Source organism: Pseudomonas sp. ASL3 (assembly GCF_056680425.1).
Genome location: NZ_CM155281.1, coordinates 5,166,172 through 5,187,771, shown reverse-complemented (window position 1 = coordinate 5,187,771; position 21,600 = coordinate 5,166,172). Strand labels below are relative to the sequence as shown.

The window sequence follows — 21,600 nt, the reverse complement described above, 5'->3', positions numbered from 1 at the left end:
TCCCACACAGACCGATGCAAATACCTGTGGGAGCGAATTCATTCGCGAAGGTCGCACCTCGGTCTATCTGTCTAAACCCGAAACCTCCCCACCAACCCCTGCAAATGATTCCCCAACCGCGCCAGTTCGACACTCGACGCTGCCGTCTCCTCGCTGGCGGCGGCGGTCTGTTCGGAAATATCGCGCACATTCAGTACGCTGCGGGTTATTTCCTCGGCGACGGCGCTTTGCTCTTCTCCGGCGGTCGCGATCTGCTGGTTCATGCTCTGGATGGTCGAGACCGTGCGGGTAATGTGTTCCAGCGCACTGCCGGCCCGTCGACTCAGCTCGACACTGTTGTCGGTCAGGGTGCGGCTGTTGTCGAGGGTGGTCGCGACCTGCTGGGTACCGTTCTGCAAGGCCGCGATCAGGTCTTCGATCTCTTCAGTGGATTGCTGGGTACGTTGTGCCAGGCCGCGCACCTCGTCGGCGACTACCGCAAAGCCGCGGCCAGCCTCACCGGCGCGGGCGGCTTCGATCGCGGCGTTCAGGGCCAGCAGATTGGTTTGCTGCGACACCGATTTGATCACGTCGAGTACGCCGCCAATCTTGTCGCTTTCCAGTTTGAGCTGATTCATCGCCTGGGTTGAATTGCCGACCTCGACGGCCAGGCGCTCAATCTGACCGATGGCCTCGGACACGACTGTGTCACCCTCACGCGCCTGTTGGTCGGCCTCGGCCGCCGCGTGCGACGCCTCTTCAGCGTTGCGCGCGACTTCCATGACGGTGGCGGTCATCTGGTTCATGGCGGTGGCGACCTGATCGGTTTCATCCTTCTGGCTGTTCACGCCGACGCTGGTTTGCGCGGTCACGGCAGACAGCTGTTCGGCAGCGCTGGCGATTTGCGTGACGCCATCGCCGATCCCGCCAATCAGCTCACGCAGGCTCAGGGTCATCTGTTGCATGCTGGCTTGCAGCTGACCCATTTCATCGCGCCGTTCGACGATCAGGTCTTTGCTTAAGTCGCCTTGGGCGATACGTCCGGCCGCCACCAATGTCTGCTGCAACGGCACGATGATTTGCCGAGTGATCAGCCATGCCGCCAGCAGACCGAGCAACAGCGCCAAACCGGCGACACTGGTCAGGGTGGTGCGCGCTCGCGCCGCTTCGGTGTCGCGCTGAGCCGTCTGGCGGCTGCTCAACTCGGCGCTCGAAGCGAGCAATCTATCGCCCAGCGCTTCCATTGCCTCTTGCGCGGCTTCGGCTTTGACCTGCATGTCTTTGAACTGGTCGAGTTTGTCGCGATAGCTGCGTAAGGTCTGGTTCGCCTGTTGCAGTCCGCTGACGTTAGCATCGGCTTGATCCTGAGCTATCTGACCGACCTCCTTGAGCGCCTCATCGATGGCCGCAATCGCCGCCAGTTCGTACTGCTCCTGGCCGCTGAAGGTGTAGGCCTGCACATGATGACGGGCGATCTGGATCTGTTGGCGCAACTGCGAAATGTTGGTGAACTCGTCCAATCGCTCGCTGCTGTCCTGCTCCTGACTGACCGCCTTCAGTACCTCGGTTTCCACCTCGGCCACGCTCTGCATGGCCTGCTCGGACTGCTGCTCAAGCTGGTCACGGGTGGTGTCGCGCGCCTTCAACGTTTGGCCAAGCTCATCAAACGTTTTTTCAAAACTGCGCACGGCTTCACTCTGGTCCGATAGCAGCGTGAGGTTGCCTGTGTCGTCCATCGTGCTGCGCAGTGCATTGAGCTGGGCTTCCAGCTCGTTCAGACGTTTGACCACCGTAGCGGCATTTTCCGGCGTGTTCTCCACGCGAAAGGTGATCCGCTCGATACGCAAATCCTTGGTCGCATTGCTCAACTGCCCAATCGCTGTCAACGATTCGGAGCGCTCGATCATCGTGTCCAGCCCGTGCCAGCCAGTCAGGGTGATCGCCAGAGTCAGCAACAAAACCAGGCCAAAGCCCAGCGCGAGTTTGAGTTTGACGCTTGTATTGCCCAGAGTCTGGGTCAGGGATCGGAACATGAGAGCTCTCCTGCGATGGATGCGAAAAGTCGGCAAAACATCGTTGTGCCTGTTAAGCGCATCGGCAGGAGCGGGTGTCGCGCGACCTGAGTTGGTTGTAGGAAAAGTCTGAATGAAAGCGAGGGGTGATGGGGGTCACAAAACCGGGAGATACCTGATAGAGCTTTGCAGGCAATGCTGACCTCTTCGCGAATGAATTCGCTCCCACAGGGAACACGCGGTCAATTGTGGGAGCGAATTTATTCGCGAAGGCGGAGCGTCAGGCGCAGAAAATTTGCCAGACAATCTACACCTTGAACTTGCCCACCAGCATTTGCAGGTGGTTACCCAGCCGCGCCAGTTCGATGCTGGAGGCTGCGGTTTCTTCGCTGGCGGCGGAGGTTTGTTCGGAGACATTGCGCACGTTTAACACGCTGCGATTGATCTCTTCGGCGGTGGCGCTTTGTTGTTCGGCGGCGGCGGCGATTTGCTGGTTCATCGACTGGATGGCCGAGACCGTGCGGGTAATGTTTTCCAGCGAGCTGCCGGCGCGACGGGTCAGTTCGACGCTGCTGACGGTTAAGTTGCGGCTGTTGTCCATGATCGTCGCCACATGCTGGGTGCCGTTTTGCAGGCCGGTGATCAGCCCTTCGATCTCTTCGGTGGATTTCTGCGTGCGTTGGGCCAGGCTGCGCACTTCATCGGCAACCACGGCGAAACCACGACCGGCTTCCCCGGCTCGCGCCGCCTCAATGGCGGCGTTGAGTGCCAGCAGATTGGTCTGCTGGGCGACGGATTTGATCACGTCGAGGACGCTGCCGATCTTGTCGCTTTCACGCTTGAGTTCGCTCATCGCTTCGGTGGAATTGCCCACTTCGCTGGCCAGACGTTCGATCTGGGCGATGGCTTCGTTCACTACGCGGTCGCCTTCACGCGCCTGCTGATCGGCGGCAACGGCCGCCTCGGAGGCTTCTTCGGCGTTGCGCGCGACTTCCTGAACGGTCGCCGTCATCTCCTGCATGGCGGTCGCTACTTGATCGGTTTCGATCTTCTGGCTGTTGACCCCGGCACTGGTTTGTTCGGTCACGGCGGACAGCTGCTCCGCCGCGCTGGCGATTTGTGTCACGCCTTCGCTGATGCCGCCAATCAATGCGCGCAGGCCGACGGTCATGCGCTGAATGCTGGTCTGCAACTGGCCCAGTTCATCCTGACGCTCGACCTGCAAGTCCTGGCTCAAGTCACCTGAGGCGACGCGCTCCACGACGTTGAGCGTCTGTAGCAGCGGGATCACGATCTGGCGGGTGATGGCCCAAGCCGCAATGACACCGAACAGCAGCGCCAGTGCAGTGGTGATGCCGAGTCTGAGGCGGGCTTGATCGCTGTCGGCATCACGCTTGAGGTTTTGCGAGGCCGTCAGCTGAGCACTCAGGTCCAGCAAGTGCTGGCCCTGAGTGGCCATTTTTTCCAACGCTTGCTGGCTCAGCAGTTGGGTATCGTGGTATTGGCCCACCGCACTGCGATAGGCCTTGAGGGCATCGCTGGCGTCTTTGAGCTTGCCGAGATACTCGGACGGTATGGAGCCTGGCAGGCTGTTAAGACCGGTCAGCGCGTCATCGATAGCCGCGTTGGCGCGTTGTTCGAACTCCGGCTTGCCACTGTAGGTGTAGCCGCGGACCTCAAAGCGCGCTTGCTGAATCAGCTTGCTCAGGCCCACCACATCGTTGAACGCCAGGATGCTATCGCCCTTGAGCAGGGATTCCTCGATGCCGGAGACTTGCTCCACGGCGCGGTCAGCGGTAGCGCCCAGGTTCACCTGACTCGCTTCGCGGGTTTGAATGGCTTGGGTCATGTCGGTAAAAGCTCGACGATAGCTTTCAGTGGTCTGGCTCTGTTCATCGAGCAAATCGACGTTAGTCTTGTCATGAAGCGTGCCCCGCGTGGTGTGCAGGCGTTGCTCCATCTTGTCCAGAACGCTGGTTACTTGGGCTGCTGATTCAGCGTTGAATTGCACTTCGTAGGCTTGTCGGGCGGAACGCAGGTCCTTGGTCAACTCATTGAGCCGCGAGATCGACACCAGCTTGTCGCTCCGATCAATCAACGACGTCATGCTCAGCCAGCCGGTAAGGGTAATCAGCAGCGTCAGCAACAGCACCAGCCCGAAGCCGATCGTCAGTTTAAGGCTGACGCTTACATTTCCCAGGTTTCGGACTAACCAGCGATACATGGCGGCTCCTTGAGGTGCAGTTGCTATAGATGTGCCTATACATCGGCTGGCGGTGTTGAAACTAAAGGGGGGGCCGTTTTAAAACAACCGAGCGAGCAAGGCGGCGACGGCGGTTTCGACCCGCAGGATGCGTTCGCCAAGCTGGACCGGCTGCAGGCCGGCCTTGTTCAGCAGGTCGATTTCGTAGGGGATCCAGCCGCCTTCCGGGCCGATGGCCAGTGTCACGGGCTGATCGATGCCGCGCGGGCAGGCAGGGAAGTTGCCAGGATGGCCGACCAGACCGAGGCTGCCTTCAACCAGTTGAGGCAGACGATCTTCGACGAAGGGCTTGAAGCGTTTTTCGATCAGGATTTCTGGCAACACACTGTCGCGCGCCTGTTCCAATCCCAACACAAGCTGTTCACGGATCGCTTCGGGTTCGAGGAACGGCGTTTGCCAGAAGCTTTTTTCCACCCGATAGCTGTTAAGCAGAATGACCCTGGGCACGCCCATGGTCGCCACCGTTTGAAACACCCGGCGCAGCATTTTTGGCCGGGGCAGGGCCAGCAACAGCGTCAGCGGCAGTTTGGCCGGTGGTGGGCGATCAAGGCTGATCTGCAACTCGGCTTCGTGGCTCTCCAGACGCAGCAGTTCGGCACTGCCGAGCAGGCCGCCGATGCGGCCCACACGCAGGCTGTCGCCAACCACCGAGCGATGCACTTCTTGCATGTGCTTGAGGCGGCGGTCGCGCAGGATTACCCGGTCAGCCGAGATAAAGTCGGCATCTTCGAGCAGCAGCAGGTTCACGGCTGGGTCGCAGGCGGCTGATCTTGCTTGTCGGAGTCGTCGTCTGGCTGGTCATCCGGGTGATCGCCACGCTTGACGATCAAGCCGCTGCACAACACACCGATCTCGAACAGCAGCCACATCGGCACCGCGAGCAACGTCTGCGAAAAGATGTCCGGTGGCGTCAGAATCATCCCGACCACGAAGCAGCCGATGACCACGTACGGGCGCATTTTTTTCAGGTATTTGACGTCGACGATGCCGATCCACACCAGCAACACCACGGCCACCGGAATCTCGAAAGCGACCCCGAAGGCGAGGAACAGAGTCATGACAAAGTCCAGGTAACTGGCGATGTCGGTCATCATCGAAACGCCTTCCGGGGTCACGCTGGCGAAAAAGTGGAAAATCAGCGGGAACACCAGAAAGTACGCGAAGGCCATGCCCGAGTAGAACAGGACGATGCTCGAAACCAGCAAGGGCACGGCGACGCGCTTTTCATGCTTGTACAGGCCCGGTGCGATAAAGCCCCAGATCTGGTGCAGGATCACCGGCATCGCCAGGAACAGCGAGCACATCATGGTCAGCTTGAACGGCGTCAGGAACGGCGAGGCCACGTCGGTGGCGATCATCGTCGCGCCTTCGGGCAGGTAGACCCGCAACGGCGCGGAGACCAGGGTGTAGATCTTCTGGGTGAAGTAGAACAACCCGGCAAAGATCAAGAAAATCGCCGCAACGCAACGCAACAGGCGTGTACGCAGTTCGGTGAGGTGCGAGATCAGCGGCATCTGCTGATCGTTTTCCGGGATGTTTGCGCTCATGGGGCTCGCGGTGGCAAAGAGGAATCGTTGGCGGAAGGCGCGCTCGGCATCGGGCTGACGTGTGTGACCGGTGCAGTCTCGACGGGCGCTGGAGCGGCCGGAGCAGCAACGTGAACCGGAGCAACGGCAGCCGTATCAGCAGTGGCTACTGGCGTAGTGGGCGCTGGTGCGGGTGCTGATGCAGGAACGGGCGGGACGATGCTCGGGGCCTCGACAGTCGGGCTGACCGTTGCGACGGGTTCGACCGGAGGTTGTTGCGGCGCGAGGATTTTTTTCGCTTCCTCTTCCAACGACAGGATGTGCTCGTTGTGCAGTTGCCGACGAATTTCATCGGCACCGATTTCGCGCTCGACCTCCTGTTTGATCGCATTGAAGCTGCGTTTCAGCCGCCCGACCCACAGGCCTGCGGTACGCGCCGCACCGGGCAGGCGCTCAGGCCCCAGAACCAGCAGGGCGACGAGACCGACGAGCAGCAGTTCAGAGAAGCTGATACCAAACATTCAACACGACCTAGTCTTTGCGGATCGGATCTTCGACTTTGTGCGCTTGCACGTCGATGGTATGGGGTTCATGCGGCGTCGAAGCCTGAGGCGCTTGTGGCGGCTGCATAGGCTGTACTGGCTGAACCGGCGGTTGTTGTTCTGCAGGCTTGGCTTCTTCATCATTCATGGCTTTGCGAAAGCCTTTGATCGTTTCGCCGACATCGGAGCCAAGACCTTTGAGTTTCTTGGTACCAAACACCAACACCACGACGATCAAAATGATGATCCAGTGTTTCCAGTCAAAAATGCCCATGAAGCGTTCCTCTCGATAGTTCTTATTTAGTCAGCTGAGCGTGCGGCTTTTTCCGCGTGTCCGGACAACCCGAAGCGGCGATCCAGTTCATCGAGTACAGCCTGAGGGTGCTGGCCCAATGCTGCAAGCATCACCATGCTGTGAAACCACAAATCGGCGGTTTCATAGATGACATCGCTGCAATCACCGCTCACGGCGGCATCTTTTGCGGCGATGATGGTTTCGACCGATTCTTCACCGACCTTTTCCAGAATCTTGTTCAAGCCCTTGTGATACAGGCTGGCGACATAGGAGCTGTCGGCAGCGGCGCCCTTGCGTGCTTCAAGCACTTCGGCCAGGCGGGTCAGGGTGTCAGTCATGTGTGTGTCCTGCCTGATAGATAGCGTGCGGATCTTTGAGCACCGGGTCGACGACTGTCCAGCCAGTATCGTCATAGACCCGATAGAAACAGCTCTCGCGACCGGTGTGGCAGGCTATCCCGCCGATCTGTTCGACCATCAGGATAATCACGTCAGCGTCGCAGTCCAGGCGCAGTTCGTGGAGCTTCTGCACATGCCCTGATTCTTCACCTTTACGCCAGAGTTTGCCACGGGAACGCGACCAATAAATGGCCCGGTTCTCGGCAGCGGTCAAACTCAGGGCTTCGCGATTCATCCAGGCCATCATCAGCACACGACCGGTCTTATGGTCCTGAGCGATTGCAGGCACCAAACCATCGCTGTTCCAGTGAATCTCGTCCAGCCAGTCTTTCATTATCGACTCCGGCAGCCGGGGCTGTAGCCCTGGCGAATTAAATAGTGTGCCAGCGCTCTACGCTGCTGGCTATTGGCGCACGACCAGATACAAACCCGCCGCCAGCATGATCCACGCCGGCCACGCTGTCAGCGCGACCCATGAAGTGCCGTTGGCGGCCAGGGTCGAGGCCAGTGTCGCGCCGCCGGCCAGCAAGCCCGCGCCGATCAGACGCAGCACCCAGCCATCGCCGCGCTTGCGCCTTTCACGCCACGGTGCCGGCGGGTCGGAGGCGTGAGGCTGGGACATACGCTCCAGCAGGTCACGGGTCATGCCGGCCAGGTGCGGTATCTGTTCGACCTGCGATTGCAGGTTGTGCAGCAAAGTCTTCGGGCTGACGCGATCACGCATCCAGCGCTCCAGAAACGGCTGCGCGGTACTCCATAAGTCTAGTTCCGGGTACAGCTGGCGGCCAAGACCCTCGATGTTGAGCAGGGTTTTCTGCAACAGCACCAGTTGCGGCTGGACTTCCATATTGAAGCGACGCGCCGTCTGGAACAGGCGCATCAGCACCTGACCAAACGAGATGTCCTTGAGCGGCTTTTCGAAAATCGGCTCGCAAACGGTACGGATCGCGGCTTCGAACTCATTGAGCTTGGTTTCCGCTGGCACCCAGCCCGAATCGATGTGCAGCTGGGCCACGCGCCGGTAGTCACGCTTGAAAAACGCGAACAGGTTGCGCGCCAGATAATCCTGATCCTCGGGCGTCAGGCTGCCGACAATGCCGCAGTCGATGGCAATGTACTGCGGGCTCCAGGGCTGCACGGTGCTGACGAAAATGTTGCCCGGGTGCATATCGGCATGGAAGAAACTGTCACGGAACACCTGAGTGAAGAAAATCTCCACACCGCGCTCGGCCAGCATTTTCATGTCGGTGCGCTGATCGGCCAGGGTCGCCAGATCCGTGACCTGAATACCGTAGATACGCTCCATCACCAGCACTTTGGGGCGGCACCAGTCCCAATAGACCTGTGGCACGTACAACAGCGGCGAGCCTTCGAAGTTGCGCTTGAGCTGGCTGGCGTTGGCCGCTTCGCGCAACAGATCGAGCTCGTCGTAGATGGTCTTTTCGTAGTCGCTGACCACATCCACGGGATGCAGCAGGCGTGCATCGGCTGACAGTCGCTCAGCGATGCGGGCGAGGATGAACAGCCACGCCAGATCTTGGCTGATGATCGGTTTGAGGCCAGGACGTACGACCTTGACCACCACTTCTTCGCCGCTTTTGAGTTGCGCGGCATGCACCTGCGCCACCGAGGCGGAGGCCAGGGGAGCGACATCGAAGCGGCTGAACACGGCACTGATTTTTGCACCGAGCTGTGCTTCGATCAGGTCGATGGCGTGCTGTGAATCGAACGGCGGTACCCGATCCTGCAAGCGCATCAACTCGTCGGCGATGTCCTCCGGGAGCAGATCGCGGCGAGTGGAGAGCAGCTGACCGAACTTGATGAAGATTGGTCCCAGATCCTGCAATGCCAGGCGCAAACGTGCGCCACGGCTCAGGTCCAGGGTTTTACGCGGGAACCAGCGCCACGGCATGGCATAACGCAGGGCGAGCATCCACCAGGGCAGCGGCAGGGCGAACAACAGGTCATCGAGACGGTAGCGGATCACGACACGCTGGATGCGAAACAGACGGCGGACGGCAAGCAGCTTCATGCGTTATCGCTGGGTTTGAGGGAGAGGGCAAGGCGTTCGAAACGCGCCTCGAGACGTTCAAGGTCAAGCTTGATCTGGTCCAGCTCAGCAAAGCGGGCTTGCGCTTCGCGTTGACCGACCAGGGTCCGCGACTCCTCACTGAGGTAGTCGGCGAGGTTGTGCGTGAGGTTGGCAATATTGTCGCGGGTCCAGCGGGCGCTACTGCGCAGATGGCCGCCGAGCAACGGGCTGGCCACCGGACCGAGCCAGCGCGAGAGTTCATACTCCCAATCCAGCTCAAGGTCTTGCAGCACGCCGACCAGCTCCAGCAACACCGCGCTGTCGCCTTCAAGCTCGACCTCAGGGCTATGCAGCACAGCGGTTTTATCCTGGCTCAAGGCCAGACGCAGCAAGCTCGACGCCGGCGCACGCAAGGTGCAATCGGCATCAACCGCCCAGTGGGCCGCCAGCAGCAGGCCGTCGTCATTGGGCAGAATGAACAACTGCAACGCCGGGCTACGGCAATCGATCGCAATCACCTTGCCTGCCAGACGCTCCAGGCGTGGCAGGGCGGTGCTGTCCATTCGCAGCACGCGGTTGATGCCGTGCTCAACGCTGGCGAGCAAGCCGCTGAGCAGCATCAGGGCTTGATGCCGCGATGCAGGGCAACGATGCCTGCGGTCATGTTGTGGTAAGTCACGCGGTCGAAACCGGCTTCTACCATCATCGACTTGAGGGTTTCCTGGTTCGGATGCATGCGGATCGACTCCGCCAGATAGCGGTAGCTTTCCGAGTCATTGGTGATCAGTTTGCCCATCAGCGGCATGAAGGCGAACGAGTAAGCGTCGTAGGCCTTGGACATCAGTTTGTTGGTCGGTTTGGAGAACTCCAGGACCAACAGACGACCACCTGGCTTGAGCACACGCAGCATCGAGCGCAGCGCATCTTCTTTATGCGTGACGTTGCGCAGGCCGAAGGCGATGGTCACGCAGTCGAAATGGTTGTCCGGGAACGGCAGTTTTTCCGCGTCGGCCTGGACGAACTTGACGTTGCCCGACACACCCAGATCCAGCAGGCGGTCCCGGCCGACTTTCAACATCGAGGCGTTGATGTCCGCCAGCACCACTTCGCCGGTCGGACCGACCAGATGCGAAAACTTTTTCGTCAGGTCGCCGGTACCGCCCGCGATGTCCAGCACGCGGTTGCCCGTGCGTACGCCGGAAAGCTCAATGGCGAAGCGCTTCCACAGCCGGTGCATACCACCGGACAGCAGGTCGTTCATCAAGTCGTACTTGGCCGCAACGGAATGGAAAACCTCAGCAACTTTCTCGGCTTTCTGGCTTTCCGGCACGTTTTTGAAGCCGAAGTGAGTGGTGGGTTCGGTATCGCTGCCTTTGCGCTGATCGTTCATGTCGCTGTCACCGGAAGAGAATGCGGGCCATTCTAATCCCGGTGGCTGTCTTTGTCTTGGCAAGGCGTAATGTAAGTATAGTGGCGCGCCAGGACGGATTGACGCATCGGACGTCGATGGGGTTCTGGCTGAACCAATGGATACAGGAGTCCTTCAATGGCCCGGATAAGTGTTGAACGTGCTCATGACCTGGGTCGTGAGGCAGCAAAACAGAAAGCAGAAGTACTGGTACAGAAACTGGCCGAGAAATACTCGGTCGAGCCCAAGTGGTCGGGCGATACCGTCAAACTCGCCGGCTCCGGCGTCAGCGGCACGGTCAGTGTCTTTGATGCGCTGATTAGAGTGGAGGTCGACGTCAACTTCTTGATGTCGGCCTTCAGCGGCACGATCAAGAGCGAAATCGAAAAGGCGCTGGATAAAGCGCTGGTCTGATGGCGCTGTCTTTTTGTAGGAGCGCGCTTGCCCGCGATTGCTTTGGAGTCGCGTTCGATCGCAGCAGTCGCAAAATCGGAGCGCTCGATTCTGGCAGTAAAACTGTGCTGAGCATTTTTGGGACCGCTTCGCGGTCCATCGCGGGCAAGCGCGCTCCTACAACAAGGAATGCATTCCAATCCAACCTAGGGTGAGCATTCTAATTTTTCTGATTACTTTGGGCTCATGCCCATAAACCCAGTGGGCAGTTCCTCCAACATTTTTGAGCGTGAGGTGCACCATGGCCAAAGTAACCCTGAAGAAGAAAGTTGAAGTCGAGCAAGCAACGACCCTTTCCGAAGTAAAACTTTATGCCCGCAAGATCTGGCTGGCTGGCCTGGGTGCCTACGCCAAGGCCGGTCACGAGGGCTCCGAGTACGTCAAGGAATTGATCAAGACCGGCGAAGGTGTCGAGCTCAAGGGCAAGAAACTCGTCGATGAAAAAATCGAAGCGGCCAACAGCGAGATCGATACGGTCAAAGGCGAAGTGAAAGGCATCAAGGGCAAAATCGAAGTGCAATTCGAGAAAGTCGAGAAGGCTTTTGATCGCCGCGTCGGCAGCGCCTTGAATCGCTTTGGTATTGCGTCTAAACATGATGTTGAGACACTCTCTGCTAAGCTCGATGGGCTAACGGCATTGCTTGAACGTGTCGCGCGTAAACAATAAGGAGAGCGGGATGGCTGGCAAAAAGAAAGTCGAAAAAGAAGGCAGCTCCTGGATCGGCGAGGTTGAGAAATACTCCCGCCAAATCTGGCTGGCTGGTTTAGGCGCTTACTCCAAGATCAGCAATGACGGCAGTAAGCTTTTCGAAACCTTGGTTAAAGACGGCGAGAAAGCTGAAAAGCAAACCAAGAGCGGCGTCGAGAAACAAGTCGACGCAGCAAAGGCAACGGCTCAAACGGCGAAATCCCGAGTGGGCGATGTCAAAGACCTTGCGCTTGGCAAGTGGAGCGAACTCGAAGGTGCTTTCGACAAACGCCTGAACAGCGCCATCTCCCGCCTCGGTGTACCGAGCCGCAACGAAGTCAAAGCGCTGCATAGCAAGGTCGATGCGCTGACCAAGCAAATTGAAAAACTGACCGGTGCGTCGGTGACGCCTGTGTCGTCCAAAGCGGATGCAAAACCTGCGGCGGCTAAAACCGCTGCAAAACCATTGGCCAAGGCCGCGGCAAAACCAGCAGCCAAACCTGCGGTTAAAGCACCGGCCAAAACGGCAGCGGCCAAGCCTGCTGCTAAACCGGCAGCAGCCAAGCCAGCAGCAGCGGCAAAACCCGCCGCGGCTAAAAAACCTGCGGCGCCAAAAGCGGCAACGCCCAAGCCAGCAGTAGCAGTCAAACCGGCAACACCGCCGGCGGCACCCGCAACGCCGAGCGCTACAGCCGCTCCCGTAGCAACCCCTGCGCCAGTAACGACGCCTGCGTCGACGCCAGCCAGCCAGTCCTGATTTTCCAGGATTGAGAAAACGCCCGATCTGCTCTGCAGACCGGGCGTTTTTTTGCGTGGGGATTGTGAATCATCGATATCAAACACCGCCGCACTCGGCGCCGTGGTCGATCCTGAGCATCAGCGCTGCTCATCCTTAAACCGACCCGCCTTCTCGATGACACGAGGAAATCTCGGCTCGTAGCACAGCAGCAGAGAGATCCAGTGGAAGGTGGCATAAATCAGACTCGCTGGTGGCCGCTTCGGGTCGGTCGCCCAAGAGGGTGGGGACCGTAGAGAATTATCGTCCAGCTGCCATTGAGCGTTGAGCGAATGCCAGGGCCAGGGGAATTTGCTGATCAGGCGAGCAGGCCGTGGCGCGGCTTCGGGGCCCATTTCCATATAGCGACGGATATATTCCCAGAAGGCCAGGAGCTCACTGGCATTGTGGGTAGGTTTGCCGACGAAGGTCACTTCCAGATATTCGGTGGGACGGCCTTGCAAGTCCGTGCCTTGTCCCTTGTCCCAGGCGAGGATCACAAAACCGCCAGTACCGTCCAGCTCGCTCATGCCCTTGTCGATGACGACCTCGGTCTTGTCCCAGTCCATGATCAAGGTGCCACCGATATGCCGGGGACGCAGCAGGTAGACCTTGCGGGTGATACGGTTGAAACGGACGATCAGTCGGCGGGCGGTGAAGGCTTCCAGGCGGAGGTGGGGGAACAGATACTTGAAGTAAGCCCATGGCAGTAGGGATGACATAGCAATAACCACTAGATAAGAGAAGAAGTGGTCCCATGACCATGGATTAGTTTCAGTTCTGACCTTTACGAAAAAAATATTTATAAAATCAAAAACTTTGGGTAAAAATATATAAATAAGTAGCGCCCCGATGCTACCTATAAACAAAGTGAACTGCCCGCGCTTTTCGTCGTGTGGGGTGCGTAGATCAATATAGGTTGCGTTGTGGCGATAGAGCGAGTGGTTGTCGGTCACCCTTGAAGACACCGACTCTTTTACACTGCCTGGGCTATCCAGAATCGCTTGGTCCGGCTTGCGTTGTTTATCACGTATTTCTTCTGCTCGTTCTTCATCGGTTGCTTCACCCTTATCCCAGTGCAATTCCCGTTCGTAGAGATACATCAGAAGGTACCCTTGATAGTTTTGTGAAGGTTTTTCAATTCCAGGTCCTCGGTTTTTTTGGGGAGGGCGGTGTCACGGTTTTTACGGAAGGTGCAATGCTCCAGATACTATTGCAGTGCATTGGGCAGTAAGAATTCAAGTGCAACCGTCAAGACAAAAATCGACACATGGATGCGGATGCAGCAACGCAACATAGAGGCCATTTGCAGCGCCAACTGACTGGGCCTATTGAGAAGGAATGAAAGCATGCGACTTTCGCCATGCTTCTTGATGAACAGGGCTTCGAAGAGCAAACCGTTGGCCCTGTCGCGGCGCTCGTAGTAGGCGGAAACCATCAGTGCTGCTCCTCCTCAAGTCGACCCGCCTGCTCGATGGCACGGGGAAACCTCGGCTCGTAGCACAGCAGCAGAGAGATCCAGTGACCGGTGGCATGGATCAGAATCACGGGCAGCAGCATCAGGTTGATCAACACGAACACCCACAGGGCGGGGTTGTGTAGAAAGCTGCTGTCCAGCCGCCACGCGGCTTTGAGCGAGTGCCAGGGCCAGGGGAATTTGCTGATCAGGCGGACGGGGCGAGGAGCAGCTTCGGGGCCCACTTCCATATAGCGGCGGATGTATTCCCAGAAGGCCAGCAGTTCACTGGCGTTGCGGGTGGGTTTGCCGACGAAGGTCATCTCGAAGTCGTCTTTGGGTTTGCCGTCGGCGTCGTAAACCGCTTGGCTTTCCTTCTCCCAACCGAGCAGCACAAAACCGCCCGTGCCCTCCAGTTCGGACATCTTCGGATCGATACAGGCCTCGGCTTTGTCCCAATCCAGCGCGACGACGCCGCCTAGGTGTTTGGGACGAAGGAGATAGACTTTTCGCGTGATGCGGTTGAAGCGGACGATCAGGCGGCGGGCGGTAAGGGCTTCCAGGTAGAGATAGCGGAAGACATATTTGAAGTAGAGGTAGAAAGAAATGCAGGTCACAGCCAAGGCAGTTATTGCAAACAGATAGAAGTCCCAAGGAAGCAGCTTGTCTTTGTTATCGTCTAAACCCAGTAGCGTTCTAATGACTAAGGAGAGGGAAAGCAAACACCCCCAGATTAGAACGCCACCACCACCGCCAACGATTAACGTAATCAGTCCACGCTTTTCATCATTGGGGGTGCGCACGTCGATATAGGTTTTGTTATAGGCGTACAGCGAGTGGTTATCGAACACTCTCTCGGAGACGCGTCGATGGACGTTTATAGGCGGGAGGGTGCCGCCTTCCTTTTTTTGCTTGTCGGCGGCCTGCACCAATTCTTCGTAGTCGACAGTATCGCGCCCGTCATAGGCGAGCCATTCAAAGAAGTACATCAGAAGGTCCCCTTGATAGCCTTGTGGAAGTTCTTCAGCTCTTGTTCTTCAGAATCGGGGGTACCGGTCTCCCGGTTTTTACGGAAGGTGCTGTGCTCCAAGTACTGTTGCAGTGCATTGGGCAGTAAGAATTCAAGTGCGACCGTCAATACAAAGATCGACACGTTGATGCGGATGCACCAACGCAGCATAAAGGCCATCTGCAGCGCCAACTGACTGGACTTTTTGAAGAGGAATGAAAGCATGCGGCTTTCGCCATGCTTCTTGATCAGATATTCCAGATAGGGACCTGCAACGGCTAAGCCGATGGCCGCTGAGAAAAAAGCTGATCCGAATTGAGCTGTGGCTCTGAGCAAGTAGACGCTGCCGAGTCCCCATCTCTGATTTTTATATGCCTCGGGAGCATCCTTAAAATCAAACACCGCCCCCACCAAAGCCACCCCACCGGCCAGCACCCCGGCACTCAACCGCAGCCCACTCCCCATCACCCGTCCGGCCTGCTGCACGGCCTGAGTCTTATGGCTCACCGCCCGGCTGACCGCCACCACACCCAGTTCCAGGACTGCCGCGGTGACGGCGACCAGGGCGGCGCCGAGTTCGAGTTTTTCGCGCCCGCCTTCGGCGGCTTTTTCGAACTTGACCTTGAGGTTCCACAGTTGCAGCAAGCCCAGGGTGGCGCCGAGGCGGAGTTCCAGTCGGTGAGCGTTGGCCCCCGGGCCGATCCCGACGGTGAAGCTCTTGGCGACGGACGCGTCGATCTTGGCTTTGACGCCGCGGCTCAGGGGGATGCCGCCACGGGATTCCAGATGGAACTGCTGGCCCATCTTGCCCAGGCGCGCCTTGAACAGCAGGGCCAGCGCCTTGTTGATCGATGCATCGACCAACGGGACCTTATCGCTTTGCAGCAGGCGGCTGCCGAAGGTGTTGATCAGCATGGCCGCGCCGCTGAGGTGGAAGACCGTGGGCGACGCGTCGAAGTGGGCGAAAACCATCAGCGCTGCCCCTCCTCAAGCCGACCCGCCTGCTCGATGGCGCGAGGAAACCTCGGCTCGTAGCACAGCAGCAGAGAAATCCAGTGGCCGGTGGCATGAATCAGAATCAGCGGCAGCAGCATCAGGTTTATCAGCACGAACACCCACAGGGCGGGGTTGTGCAGGAAGCTGCTGTCCAGCCGCCACGCGGCTTTGAGCGAGTGCCAGGGCCAGGGGAATTTGCTGATCAGACGAGCAGGCCGTGGCGCGGCTTCGGGGCCCACTTCCATATAGCGACGGATATATTCCCAGAAGGCCAGCAGTTCACTGGCATTGCGGGTGGGTTTGCCGACGAAGGTCATTTCAAAGTCGTCTTTGGGCTGGCCGTCGGCGTCGTAAACCGCCTGGCTTTCCTTTTCCCAGCCGAGCAGCACAAAACCGCCCGTGCCCTCCAGTTCGGACATCTTCGGATCGATACAAGCTTCGGCCTTGTCCCAGTCCAGGGCAACGACGCCGCCCAGGTGTTTGGGGCGAAGGAGATAGACTTTTCGGGTGATGCGGTTGAAGCGGACGATCAGGCGGCGGGCGGTGAAGGCTTCCAGACGGAGGTGGGGGAAGACATGTTTGAAGTAAAGCCATAGCGATAGGGTTGAAACAGGAGGAACTACTAGAAAATAGAAGTAGGCATCCCATGGTAGTGGATTAGATTCAGTTCTGATCTCAACGAAAAAGGTATTTATAAAATCAAAAACCATGAATAAAAACATAAAAGTAAATAGTGCGCCTCCGCTACCCGCAATCAACGTGATCAGCCCGCGCTTTTCATCATTGGGGGTGCGCACATCAATATAGGTTTCGTTGTAGGCGTACAGTGAGTTGTTATCCAATACTCTCTCGGATACACGTCGATGGACATCTATAGGTGGTAGCGTGCCACCCTCCCTTTTTTGTTTGTCGGCGGCTTGCACCAATTCTTCGTAGTCGACGGTATCGCGTCCGTCATAGGCGAGCCATTCTAAGAAGTACATCAGAACGTCCCCTCAATGGCATCGCGCAGGTTTTTCAATTCCTGTTCCTCGGTTTTTGGGGTACCGGTCTCCCGGTTTTTGCGAAACGTGCAATGTTCCAGGTACTGTTGCAGCGCGTTGGGCAGCAAGAACTCAAGTGCGACAGTCAATACAAAGATCGATACGTTGATGCGGATGCACCAGCGCAACATGAAGGCCATCTGCAGCGCCAACTGACTGGACTTTTTGAGGAGGAATGAAAGCATGCGGCTTTCGCCATGCTTCTTGATCAGATATTCCAGATAGGGGCCTGCAACAGCCAAGCCGATGGCCGCGGAGAAGTATGCCGATCCAGCTTGAGCAGAAGCGCGAAGGGAATAGATCGCAGCAATCGAGCGTTTATCGGTCTTGACCGCTCCGACCGCATCCTGAGCATCAAACACCGCCCCCACCAAAGCCACCCCACCGGCCAGCACCCCGGCACTCAACCGCAACCCACTCCCCATCACCCGCCCGGCTTGTTGCACGGCTTGAGTCTTATTGCTCACGGCCCGGCTGACCGCCACCACACCCAGTTCCAGGACTGCCGCGGTGACGGCGACCAGGGCGGCGCCGAGTTCGAGTTTTTCGCGCCCGCCTTCGCCGGCTTTTTCGAACTTGACCTTGAGGTTCCACAGTTGCAGCAAGCCCAGGGTGGCGCCGAGGCGGAGTTCCAGTCGGTGAGCGTTGGCCCCCGGGCCGATCCCGACGGTGAAGCTCTTGGCGACGGACGCGTCGATCTTGTTTTTGACGCCTTGGCTCAAGGGGATGCCGCCACGGGATTCCAGATGGAACTGCTGGCCCATCTTGCCCAGGCGCGCCTTGAACAGCAGCGCCAGCAGGTAGTTGATCGGTGCATCGACCAGGGGGACCTTATTGCTTTGCAGCAGGCGGCTGCCGAAGGTGTTGATCAGCATGGCCGCGCCGCTGAGGTGGAAGACCGTGGGTGGCGCGTCGAAGTGGGTCTCGGTGACCAGCGCATGGCTTTTGTCGAAGATGTCGGTCAGGCCCTGGGTCAGGCCCAGCAGGGCTTCGCGGCTGAGGGTGGGCAGGCGGTTGTGTTGGGCCAGCAACGCGTCGACCTCCTTCTGCGTTTCGCTTTGGTTCTGCGCCAGGCCCCGCCAGAACAGGTTGCCCAGGTCGATGCGGTCGCGCCGGTCATAGTGGGCGAAAACCATCAACGCTGCCCCTCCTCAAGCCGACCCGCCTGCTCGATGGCGCGAGGAAACCTCGGCTCGTAGCACAACAGCAGAGAGATCCAGTGGCCGGTGGCATGGATCAGGATCACTGGCAGCAGCATCAGGTTGATCAGCACGAACACCCACAGGGCGGGGTTATGCAGGAAACTGCTGTCCAATCGCCACGCGGCTTTGAGCGAGTGCCAGGGCCAGGGGAACTTGCTGATCAGTTGGGCGGGGCGAGGCGCCGCTTCGGGGCCCACTTCCATATAGCGGCGGATGTATTCCCAGAAGGCCAGCAGTTCGCTGGCGTTGCGGGTGGGTTTGCCGACGAAGGTCACCTCGAGATTTTCGGTGGGACGGCCTTGCAAGTCGGTGCCATGTCCATTGTCCCAGGCGAGGATCACAAAACCGCCAGTACCGTCCAGCTCGGTCATGCCTTTGTCGATGACGATCTCGGTCTTATCCCAGTCCATGATCAAGGTGCCGCCAATGTGTCGGGGACGCAGCAGATAGACTTTTCGCGTGATGCGGTTGAAGCGGACGATCAGGCGGCGAGCGGTGAAAGCTTCCAGACGGAGGTGGGGGAAGACATGTTTGAAGTAAAGCCACAGCGATAGGGATGAAACCGGAAGCATCACTACAAAAAAGAGATAGGCATCCCAGGGTAGCGGATTAGATTCAGCCCTGACCTTAATGAAAAAGGTGTTTATAAATTCAAAAACCACGAATAAAAACATAAAAGTGAGTCCAGCGCCTCCAGTACCCGCAAACAACGTAATCAGTCCGCGTTTTTCATCGTTAGGCGTGCGCAGATCAATATAGGTTGCGTTGTGGCGATAGAGCGAGTGGTTATCGATCACCCTTGAAGACACCGACTCTTTTACGCTGCTTGGGTTGTCCAGAATGTCCTGGCCGGGTTTGCGTTGCCGGAGGTATGCCTCCTCCGTCATGTCTTCATGCTTCGCGTGGCTCTTGGCCCAGTGCATGCCCCATTCAAAGAGATACATCAGAAGGTCCCCTCGATAGCCTTGTGAAAGTTCTTCAGCTCTTGTTCCTCAGTTCCGGGGGTGCCGGTCTCCCGGTTTTTCCGAAAGGTGCAATGTTCCAGATATTGTTGCAGTGCATTGGGCAGTAAGAATTCAAGTGCGACAGTCAAGACAAAGATCGACACGTTGATGCGGATGCACCAGCGCAACATAAAGGCCATACGCAGGGAGAGTGCGGTGGACACGGATAATGTCGAGTTCAAAAATCTATACATGAAGAAATTGCTGGCGTGTTTTTTGATCAAGTATTCAAGGAAAGGGCCTGCAACGGCCAAGCCGATGGCCGCTGAGAAAAAAGCTGATCCAAATTGAGCAGAAGCACGGAGGCCATAGACCAGTCCAATCGAATGCTTTTCTGTTTTTAGGGCTCCGACCGCATCCTTAACATCAAACACCGCCCCCACCAAAGCCACTCCACCGGCCAGCACCCCCGCACTCAACCGCAACCCACTCCCCATCACCCGTCCGGCTTGTTGCACGGCCTGAGTCTTATTGCTCACGGCCCGGCTGACCGCCACCGTACCCAGTTCCAGGACTGCCGCGGTGACGGCGACCAGGGCGGCGCCGAGTTCGAGTTTTTCGCGCCCGCCTTCGTCGGCTTTTTCGAACTTGACCTTGAGGTTCCACAGTTGCAGCAAGCCCAGGGTGGCGCCGAGGCGGAGTTCCAGCCGGTGAGCGTTGGCGCCTGCGCCGATGCCGACGGTGAAGCTCTTGGCGACGGACGCGTCGATCTTGTTTTTGACCCCTTGGCTCAGCGGGATGCCGCCACGGGATTCCAGGTGGAACTGCTGGCCCATCTTGCCCAGGCGCGCCTGGAACAGCAGGGCCAGCACCTTGTTGATCACTGCATCGACCAGCGGGACCTTATCGCTTTGCAGCAGGCGGCTGCCGAAGGTGTTGATCAGCATGGCCGCGCCGCTGAGGTGGAAGACCGTGGGCGGTGCGTCGAAGTGGGTCTCGGTGACCAGCGCATGGCTTTTGTCGAAGATGTCGGTCAGGCCCTGGGTCAGGCCCAGCAGGGCTTCGCGGCTGAGGGTGGGCAGCCGGTTGCGTTGGGCCAGCAGCGCGTCGACCTGCTCCTGTGTTTCGCTTTGGTTCTGCGTCAGGCCTCGCCAGAACAGGTTGCTCAGGTCGATGTTGTCGGCCTCGCTCCAAGTGGCGAGCAGCGTGTCTCCGGCCTGGGTGGCGTTCATGCCGCTCACGGCGACGCCGAGCTGGGCTTCGAACAGCAAGCCGTTGGCGCTGTCGCGGCGGTCGTAGTGGGCGAAGGCGTCGAGCAGGGCCGGGCTTTTGAGCCAGTGCAGGTGGTCGGCGGCGCGGGCATCCTTGAGTGCATCGGCGTGGGCCACGACCGCCTGGTAGTCGGCGAGGAAGGCCTGGCGTCGGGATTCGTCGAGGTATTTGCCGTATTTACCGTCCCAGCTGTGCTGGTGGGCCTGTTCGATGGCGAGTTGTTCCTGGCGTTGCTGGTCGGCAGGGTTGCGGTAGCTGCGATAGTTGCCGGCTGAGGCGCTGACCATATGGGCATTGTGGGCCGCATATTCGGGATCGGTGTAGCGCACGCCGACGCTGTTGTTGTGGGCGATGTAGTGCTGCTGTGTCTGCTCGGCCAGGGTGGTCTTGAGGTTGTCGATGGCGAAGGCGATGGTGTGTTTGCGCTGGTTGTCGACCCCTTCGCTGTCTATTTGCTGCATGAAATCGACGAGCACGGTGGCGCTTTGGTTGCGCCAGGCATTGAGTTCCTGGGTGATGCCAATCGGATCGTCGAGCACCACGGCAAAACCCTGCGCGTGGCTCTGGCTGAGGGCCAGACGGCGGGTGCTGCCGGCCAGTGCGTCGTAACCCCTGGGCGCCGCAAAGAGCTGCTCGGCGAGTACCGCGTCCAGTTCGGGGTCGGTCCGGGCGATGGCTTCGGCGATGACGCTGTCGAACCGCTCGGGGTCAATGACGTGTTCGCTGTGGGTGCAGGCTTGCAGCAGTCGGCGAATGTCCAGACGCCGCAGGGTGTTGCGCAGCCGGCTGTCGCTGCGGATTTTCTCCAGCATGCGCGGGGTCAGCTGGTCGGGGGTGAACAGCAGACGGGCTTCGCTGACGTCTTCGGGATCGGTGATCTCGATCACCCGCTCGCCGAAGCCGAGGCGCGCGCGGTAACTCGCGGCGAAGTCCGGGTCCGGCGGCGGCGCAAGCGGTTGGCACAGGCCGCTGTCATAGGTGCGGTAGGCCCCTTCGCAGCGCCAGTCATCCTCCAGGCGTTGCGTCCACAGGTACAGATAGCCCTCGCGCAAGGTGCGCACGGCGTAGCGCGCGCCGCTCAGGGGCAGGTGTGCGTCTTGCAGGCGCAGGCCGAGGTTGTCGGACCAGTCCGGCGCCAGCTGACTCGCGGCCTCCGGGTTGGTGCTGCCGATCACGCCGTAGCGCAACGGCAGGATGGCGACGGCGCGCTTGCAGGTGACACAGGCGCCTGAGCCCTCGTTGTTGCGGGTTTGATTGGCGATGAGGTCAATCAGTTCGAGCATTTCGGCTGGGGTTCTCATGGGGGT

The 21,600-nt window shown here is 58.8% G+C and carries 22 protein-coding genes and 2 pseudogenes; 3 read left to right on the top strand and 21 right to left on the bottom strand.

Features of this window, described 5'->3' with window-relative positions; genetic code table 11:
- Positions 1–71: 71 nt before the first annotated feature.
- From AC1MEE_RS23785 to ubiE, 13 genes and pseudogenes are all read right to left on the bottom strand, one after another.
- Entirely contained in the window at positions 72–935 is an 864-nt protein-coding gene (locus AC1MEE_RS23785) for a methyl-accepting chemotaxis protein (protein WP_480416326.1), read from the bottom strand.
- Positions 927–1,886: pseudogene (locus AC1MEE_RS23780) on the bottom strand (methyl-accepting chemotaxis protein); the annotation flags it as partial. The gene AC1MEE_RS23785 and the pseudogene AC1MEE_RS23780, both read right to left, overlap by 9 nt.
- A 412-nt stretch (positions 1,887–2,298) precedes the next feature.
- Positions 2,299–3,012 carry a methyl-accepting chemotaxis protein gene (locus AC1MEE_RS23775; protein WP_480416325.1) on the bottom strand — a complete coding sequence of 238 codons (714 nt, stop codon included), beginning with the start codon at positions 3,010–3,012 and terminating at the stop codon, positions 2,299–2,301.
- 144 nt (positions 3,013–3,156) lie between these two features.
- A pseudogene (locus tag AC1MEE_RS23770) lies at positions 3,157–4,098 on the bottom strand (methyl-accepting chemotaxis protein); the annotation flags it as partial.
- A 195-nt stretch (positions 4,099–4,293) separates the two neighbouring features.
- Positions 4,294–5,001: a 16S rRNA (uracil(1498)-N(3))-methyltransferase gene (locus tag AC1MEE_RS23765; protein WP_480411961.1), complete on the bottom strand. Its 708-nt coding sequence runs from the start codon at positions 4,999–5,001 to the stop codon at positions 4,294–4,296.
- The gene (gene tatC, locus AC1MEE_RS23760) at positions 4,998–5,801 is read right to left on the bottom strand and encodes a twin-arginine translocase subunit TatC (protein WP_480411960.1); all 804 of its coding nucleotides are present in this window, start codon (positions 5,799–5,801) and stop codon (positions 4,998–5,000) included. Before tatC ends, AC1MEE_RS23765 begins: the two co-directional genes overlap by 4 nt.
- Positions 5,798–6,301, bottom strand: a complete 504-nt coding sequence (gene tatB / locus AC1MEE_RS23755; RefSeq protein WP_480411959.1) for a Sec-independent protein translocase protein TatB — start codon at positions 6,299–6,301, stop codon at positions 5,798–5,800. Before tatB ends, tatC begins: the two co-directional genes overlap by 4 nt.
- 10 nt (positions 6,302–6,311) lie before the next feature.
- Entirely contained in the window at positions 6,312–6,596 is a 285-nt protein-coding gene (locus AC1MEE_RS23750) for a twin-arginine translocase TatA/TatE family subunit (protein ID WP_480411958.1), read from the bottom strand.
- Between the two features lie 26 nt (positions 6,597–6,622).
- Positions 6,623–6,955: a phosphoribosyl-ATP diphosphatase gene (locus tag AC1MEE_RS23745; RefSeq protein ID WP_480411957.1), complete on the bottom strand. Its 333-nt coding sequence runs from the start codon at positions 6,953–6,955 to the stop codon at positions 6,623–6,625.
- On the bottom strand, positions 6,948–7,349 hold the full coding sequence (gene hisI / locus AC1MEE_RS23740; RefSeq protein WP_480411956.1) for a phosphoribosyl-AMP cyclohydrolase: 402 nt from the start codon (positions 7,347–7,349) through the stop codon (positions 6,948–6,950). Before hisI ends, AC1MEE_RS23745 begins: the two co-directional genes overlap by 8 nt.
- Before the next feature lie 69 nt (positions 7,350–7,418).
- Complete coding sequence (gene ubiB / locus AC1MEE_RS23735; RefSeq protein ID WP_480411955.1) at positions 7,419–9,047, bottom strand: ubiquinone biosynthesis regulatory protein kinase UbiB; 1,629 nt, start codon at positions 9,045–9,047, stop codon at positions 7,419–7,421.
- Complete coding sequence (locus AC1MEE_RS23730) at positions 9,044–9,667, bottom strand: ubiquinone biosynthesis accessory factor UbiJ (protein ID WP_480411954.1); 624 nt, start codon at positions 9,665–9,667, stop codon at positions 9,044–9,046. Before AC1MEE_RS23730 ends, ubiB begins: the two co-directional genes overlap by 4 nt.
- Complete coding sequence (gene ubiE / locus AC1MEE_RS23725) at positions 9,667–10,437, bottom strand: bifunctional demethylmenaquinone methyltransferase/2-methoxy-6-polyprenyl-1,4-benzoquinol methylase UbiE (RefSeq protein ID WP_480411953.1); 771 nt, start codon at positions 10,435–10,437, stop codon at positions 9,667–9,669. Before ubiE ends, AC1MEE_RS23730 begins: the two co-directional genes overlap by 1 nt.
- A 156-nt stretch (positions 10,438–10,593) precedes the next feature.
- Between ubiE and AC1MEE_RS23720 the strand changes: the two genes are divergently transcribed.
- The 3 genes from AC1MEE_RS23720 (at position 10,594) to AC1MEE_RS23710 (ending at position 12,353) form a co-directional block, all read left to right on the top strand.
- Positions 10,594–10,869 carry a polyhydroxyalkanoic acid system family protein gene (locus AC1MEE_RS23720; protein ID WP_480411952.1) on the top strand — a complete coding sequence of 92 codons (276 nt, stop codon included), beginning with the start codon at positions 10,594–10,596 and terminating at the stop codon, positions 10,867–10,869.
- Between the two features lie 280 nt (positions 10,870–11,149).
- On the top strand, positions 11,150–11,575 hold the full coding sequence (locus AC1MEE_RS23715; RefSeq protein WP_480411951.1) for a phasin family protein: 426 nt from the start codon (positions 11,150–11,152) through the stop codon (positions 11,573–11,575).
- A 10-nt stretch (positions 11,576–11,585) separates the two neighbouring features.
- Positions 11,586–12,353, top strand: coding sequence for a phasin family protein (locus tag AC1MEE_RS23710; protein WP_480411950.1), 768 nt, complete (start codon positions 11,586–11,588; stop codon positions 12,351–12,353).
- 119 nt (positions 12,354–12,472) lie between these two features.
- On the opposite strand, the gene AC1MEE_RS23705 is transcribed toward AC1MEE_RS23710, so the two are convergent.
- The 8 genes from AC1MEE_RS23705 to AC1MEE_RS23670 form a co-directional block, all read right to left on the bottom strand.
- Positions 12,473–13,474, bottom strand: a complete 1,002-nt coding sequence (locus AC1MEE_RS23705) for a DUF6708 domain-containing protein (RefSeq protein WP_480411949.1) — start codon at positions 13,472–13,474, stop codon at positions 12,473–12,475.
- Positions 13,475–13,581: 107 nt separating this feature from the next.
- On the bottom strand, positions 13,582–13,809 hold the full coding sequence (locus tag AC1MEE_RS23700) for a hypothetical protein (protein ID WP_480411948.1): 228 nt from the start codon (positions 13,807–13,809) through the stop codon (positions 13,582–13,584).
- Positions 13,809–14,816, bottom strand: a complete 1,008-nt coding sequence (locus tag AC1MEE_RS23695; protein ID WP_480411947.1) for a DUF6708 domain-containing protein — start codon at positions 14,814–14,816, stop codon at positions 13,809–13,811. The genes AC1MEE_RS23700 and AC1MEE_RS23695 overlap by 1 nt, the downstream gene beginning before the upstream one ends.
- Positions 14,816–15,808 (bottom strand): hypothetical protein, encoded by a 993-nt coding sequence (locus AC1MEE_RS23690; protein WP_480411946.1) that lies wholly within the window; start codon positions 15,806–15,808, stop codon positions 14,816–14,818. The genes AC1MEE_RS23695 and AC1MEE_RS23690 overlap by 1 nt, the downstream gene beginning before the upstream one ends.
- The gene (locus AC1MEE_RS23685; RefSeq protein WP_480411945.1) at positions 15,808–16,815 is read right to left on the bottom strand and encodes a DUF6708 domain-containing protein; all 1,008 of its coding nucleotides are present in this window, start codon (positions 16,813–16,815) and stop codon (positions 15,808–15,810) included. The genes AC1MEE_RS23690 and AC1MEE_RS23685 overlap by 1 nt, the downstream gene beginning before the upstream one ends.
- The gene (locus AC1MEE_RS23680; protein ID WP_480411944.1) at positions 16,815–18,011 is read right to left on the bottom strand and encodes a hypothetical protein; all 1,197 of its coding nucleotides are present in this window, start codon (positions 18,009–18,011) and stop codon (positions 16,815–16,817) included. The genes AC1MEE_RS23685 and AC1MEE_RS23680 overlap by 1 nt, the downstream gene beginning before the upstream one ends.
- Positions 18,011–19,021: a DUF6708 domain-containing protein gene (locus AC1MEE_RS23675; protein ID WP_480411943.1), complete on the bottom strand. Its 1,011-nt coding sequence runs from the start codon at positions 19,019–19,021 to the stop codon at positions 18,011–18,013. Before AC1MEE_RS23675 ends, AC1MEE_RS23680 begins: the two co-directional genes overlap by 1 nt.
- Positions 19,021–21,594, bottom strand: coding sequence for a T6SS effector BTH_I2691 family protein (locus AC1MEE_RS23670; RefSeq protein ID WP_480411942.1), 2,574 nt, complete (start codon positions 21,592–21,594; stop codon positions 19,021–19,023). Before AC1MEE_RS23670 ends, AC1MEE_RS23675 begins: the two co-directional genes overlap by 1 nt.
- Positions 21,595–21,600: the final 6 nt, after the last annotated feature.

Bases quoted from the DNA above. Each gene is read 5' to 3' on its own strand.
- AC1MEE_RS23715 (WP_480411951.1), top strand. From the start codon at position 11,150: ATGGCCAAAGTAACCCTGAAGAAGAAAGTTGAAGTCGAGCAAGCAACG.
- ubiB (WP_480411955.1), bottom strand. From the start codon at position 9,047: ATGAAGCTGCTTGCCGTCCGCCGTCTGTTTCGCATCCAGCGTGTCGTG.
- AC1MEE_RS23720 (WP_480411952.1), top strand. From the start codon at position 10,594: ATGGCCCGGATAAGTGTTGAACGTGCTCATGACCTGGGTCGTGAGGCA.
- AC1MEE_RS23750 (WP_480411958.1), bottom strand. From the start codon at position 6,596: ATGGGCATTTTTGACTGGAAACACTGGATCATCATTTTGATCGTCGTG.
- AC1MEE_RS23695 (WP_480411947.1), bottom strand. From the start codon at position 14,816: ATGTACTTCTTTGAATGGCTCGCCTATGACGGGCGCGATACTGTCGAC.
- AC1MEE_RS23675 (WP_480411943.1), bottom strand. From the start codon at position 19,021: ATGTATCTCTTTGAATGGGGCATGCACTGGGCCAAGAGCCACGCGAAG.
- AC1MEE_RS23700 (WP_480411948.1), bottom strand. From the start codon at position 13,809: ATGGTTTCCGCCTACTACGAGCGCCGCGACAGGGCCAACGGTTTGCTC.
- hisI (WP_480411956.1), bottom strand. From the start codon at position 7,349: ATGAAAGACTGGCTGGACGAGATTCACTGGAACAGCGATGGTTTGGTG.
- AC1MEE_RS23705 (WP_480411949.1), bottom strand. From the start codon at position 13,474: ATGTATCTCTACGAACGGGAATTGCACTGGGATAAGGGTGAAGCAACC.
- ubiE (WP_480411953.1), bottom strand. From the start codon at position 10,437: ATGAACGATCAGCGCAAAGGCAGCGATACCGAACCCACCACTCACTTC.
- AC1MEE_RS23745 (WP_480411957.1), bottom strand. From the start codon at position 6,955: ATGACTGACACCCTGACCCGCCTGGCCGAAGTGCTTGAAGCACGCAAG.
- AC1MEE_RS23690 (WP_480411946.1), bottom strand. From the start codon at position 15,808: ATGGTTTTCGCCCACTTCGACGCGTCGCCCACGGTCTTCCACCTCAGC.
- AC1MEE_RS23680 (WP_480411944.1), bottom strand. From the start codon at position 18,011: ATGGTTTTCGCCCACTATGACCGGCGCGACCGCATCGACCTGGGCAAC.
- AC1MEE_RS23785 (WP_480416326.1), bottom strand. From the start codon at position 935: ATGACCCTGAGCCTGCGTGAGCTGATTGGCGGGATCGGCGATGGCGTC.
- AC1MEE_RS23730 (WP_480411954.1), bottom strand. From the start codon at position 9,667: ATGCTGCTCAGCGGCTTGCTCGCCAGCGTTGAGCACGGCATCAACCGC.
- tatB (WP_480411959.1), bottom strand. From the start codon at position 6,301: ATGTTTGGTATCAGCTTCTCTGAACTGCTGCTCGTCGGTCTCGTCGCC.
- AC1MEE_RS23670 (WP_480411942.1), bottom strand. From the start codon at position 21,594: ATGAGAACCCCAGCCGAAATGCTCGAACTGATTGACCTCATCGCCAAT.
- tatC (WP_480411960.1), bottom strand. From the start codon at position 5,801: ATGAGCGCAAACATCCCGGAAAACGATCAGCAGATGCCGCTGATCTCG.
- AC1MEE_RS23710 (WP_480411950.1), top strand. From the start codon at position 11,586: ATGGCTGGCAAAAAGAAAGTCGAAAAAGAAGGCAGCTCCTGGATCGGC.
- AC1MEE_RS23775 (WP_480416325.1), bottom strand. From the start codon at position 3,012: ATGCAGGAGATGACGGCGACCGTTCAGGAAGTCGCGCGCAACGCCGAA.
- AC1MEE_RS23685 (WP_480411945.1), bottom strand. From the start codon at position 16,815: ATGTACTTCTTAGAATGGCTCGCCTATGACGGACGCGATACCGTCGAC.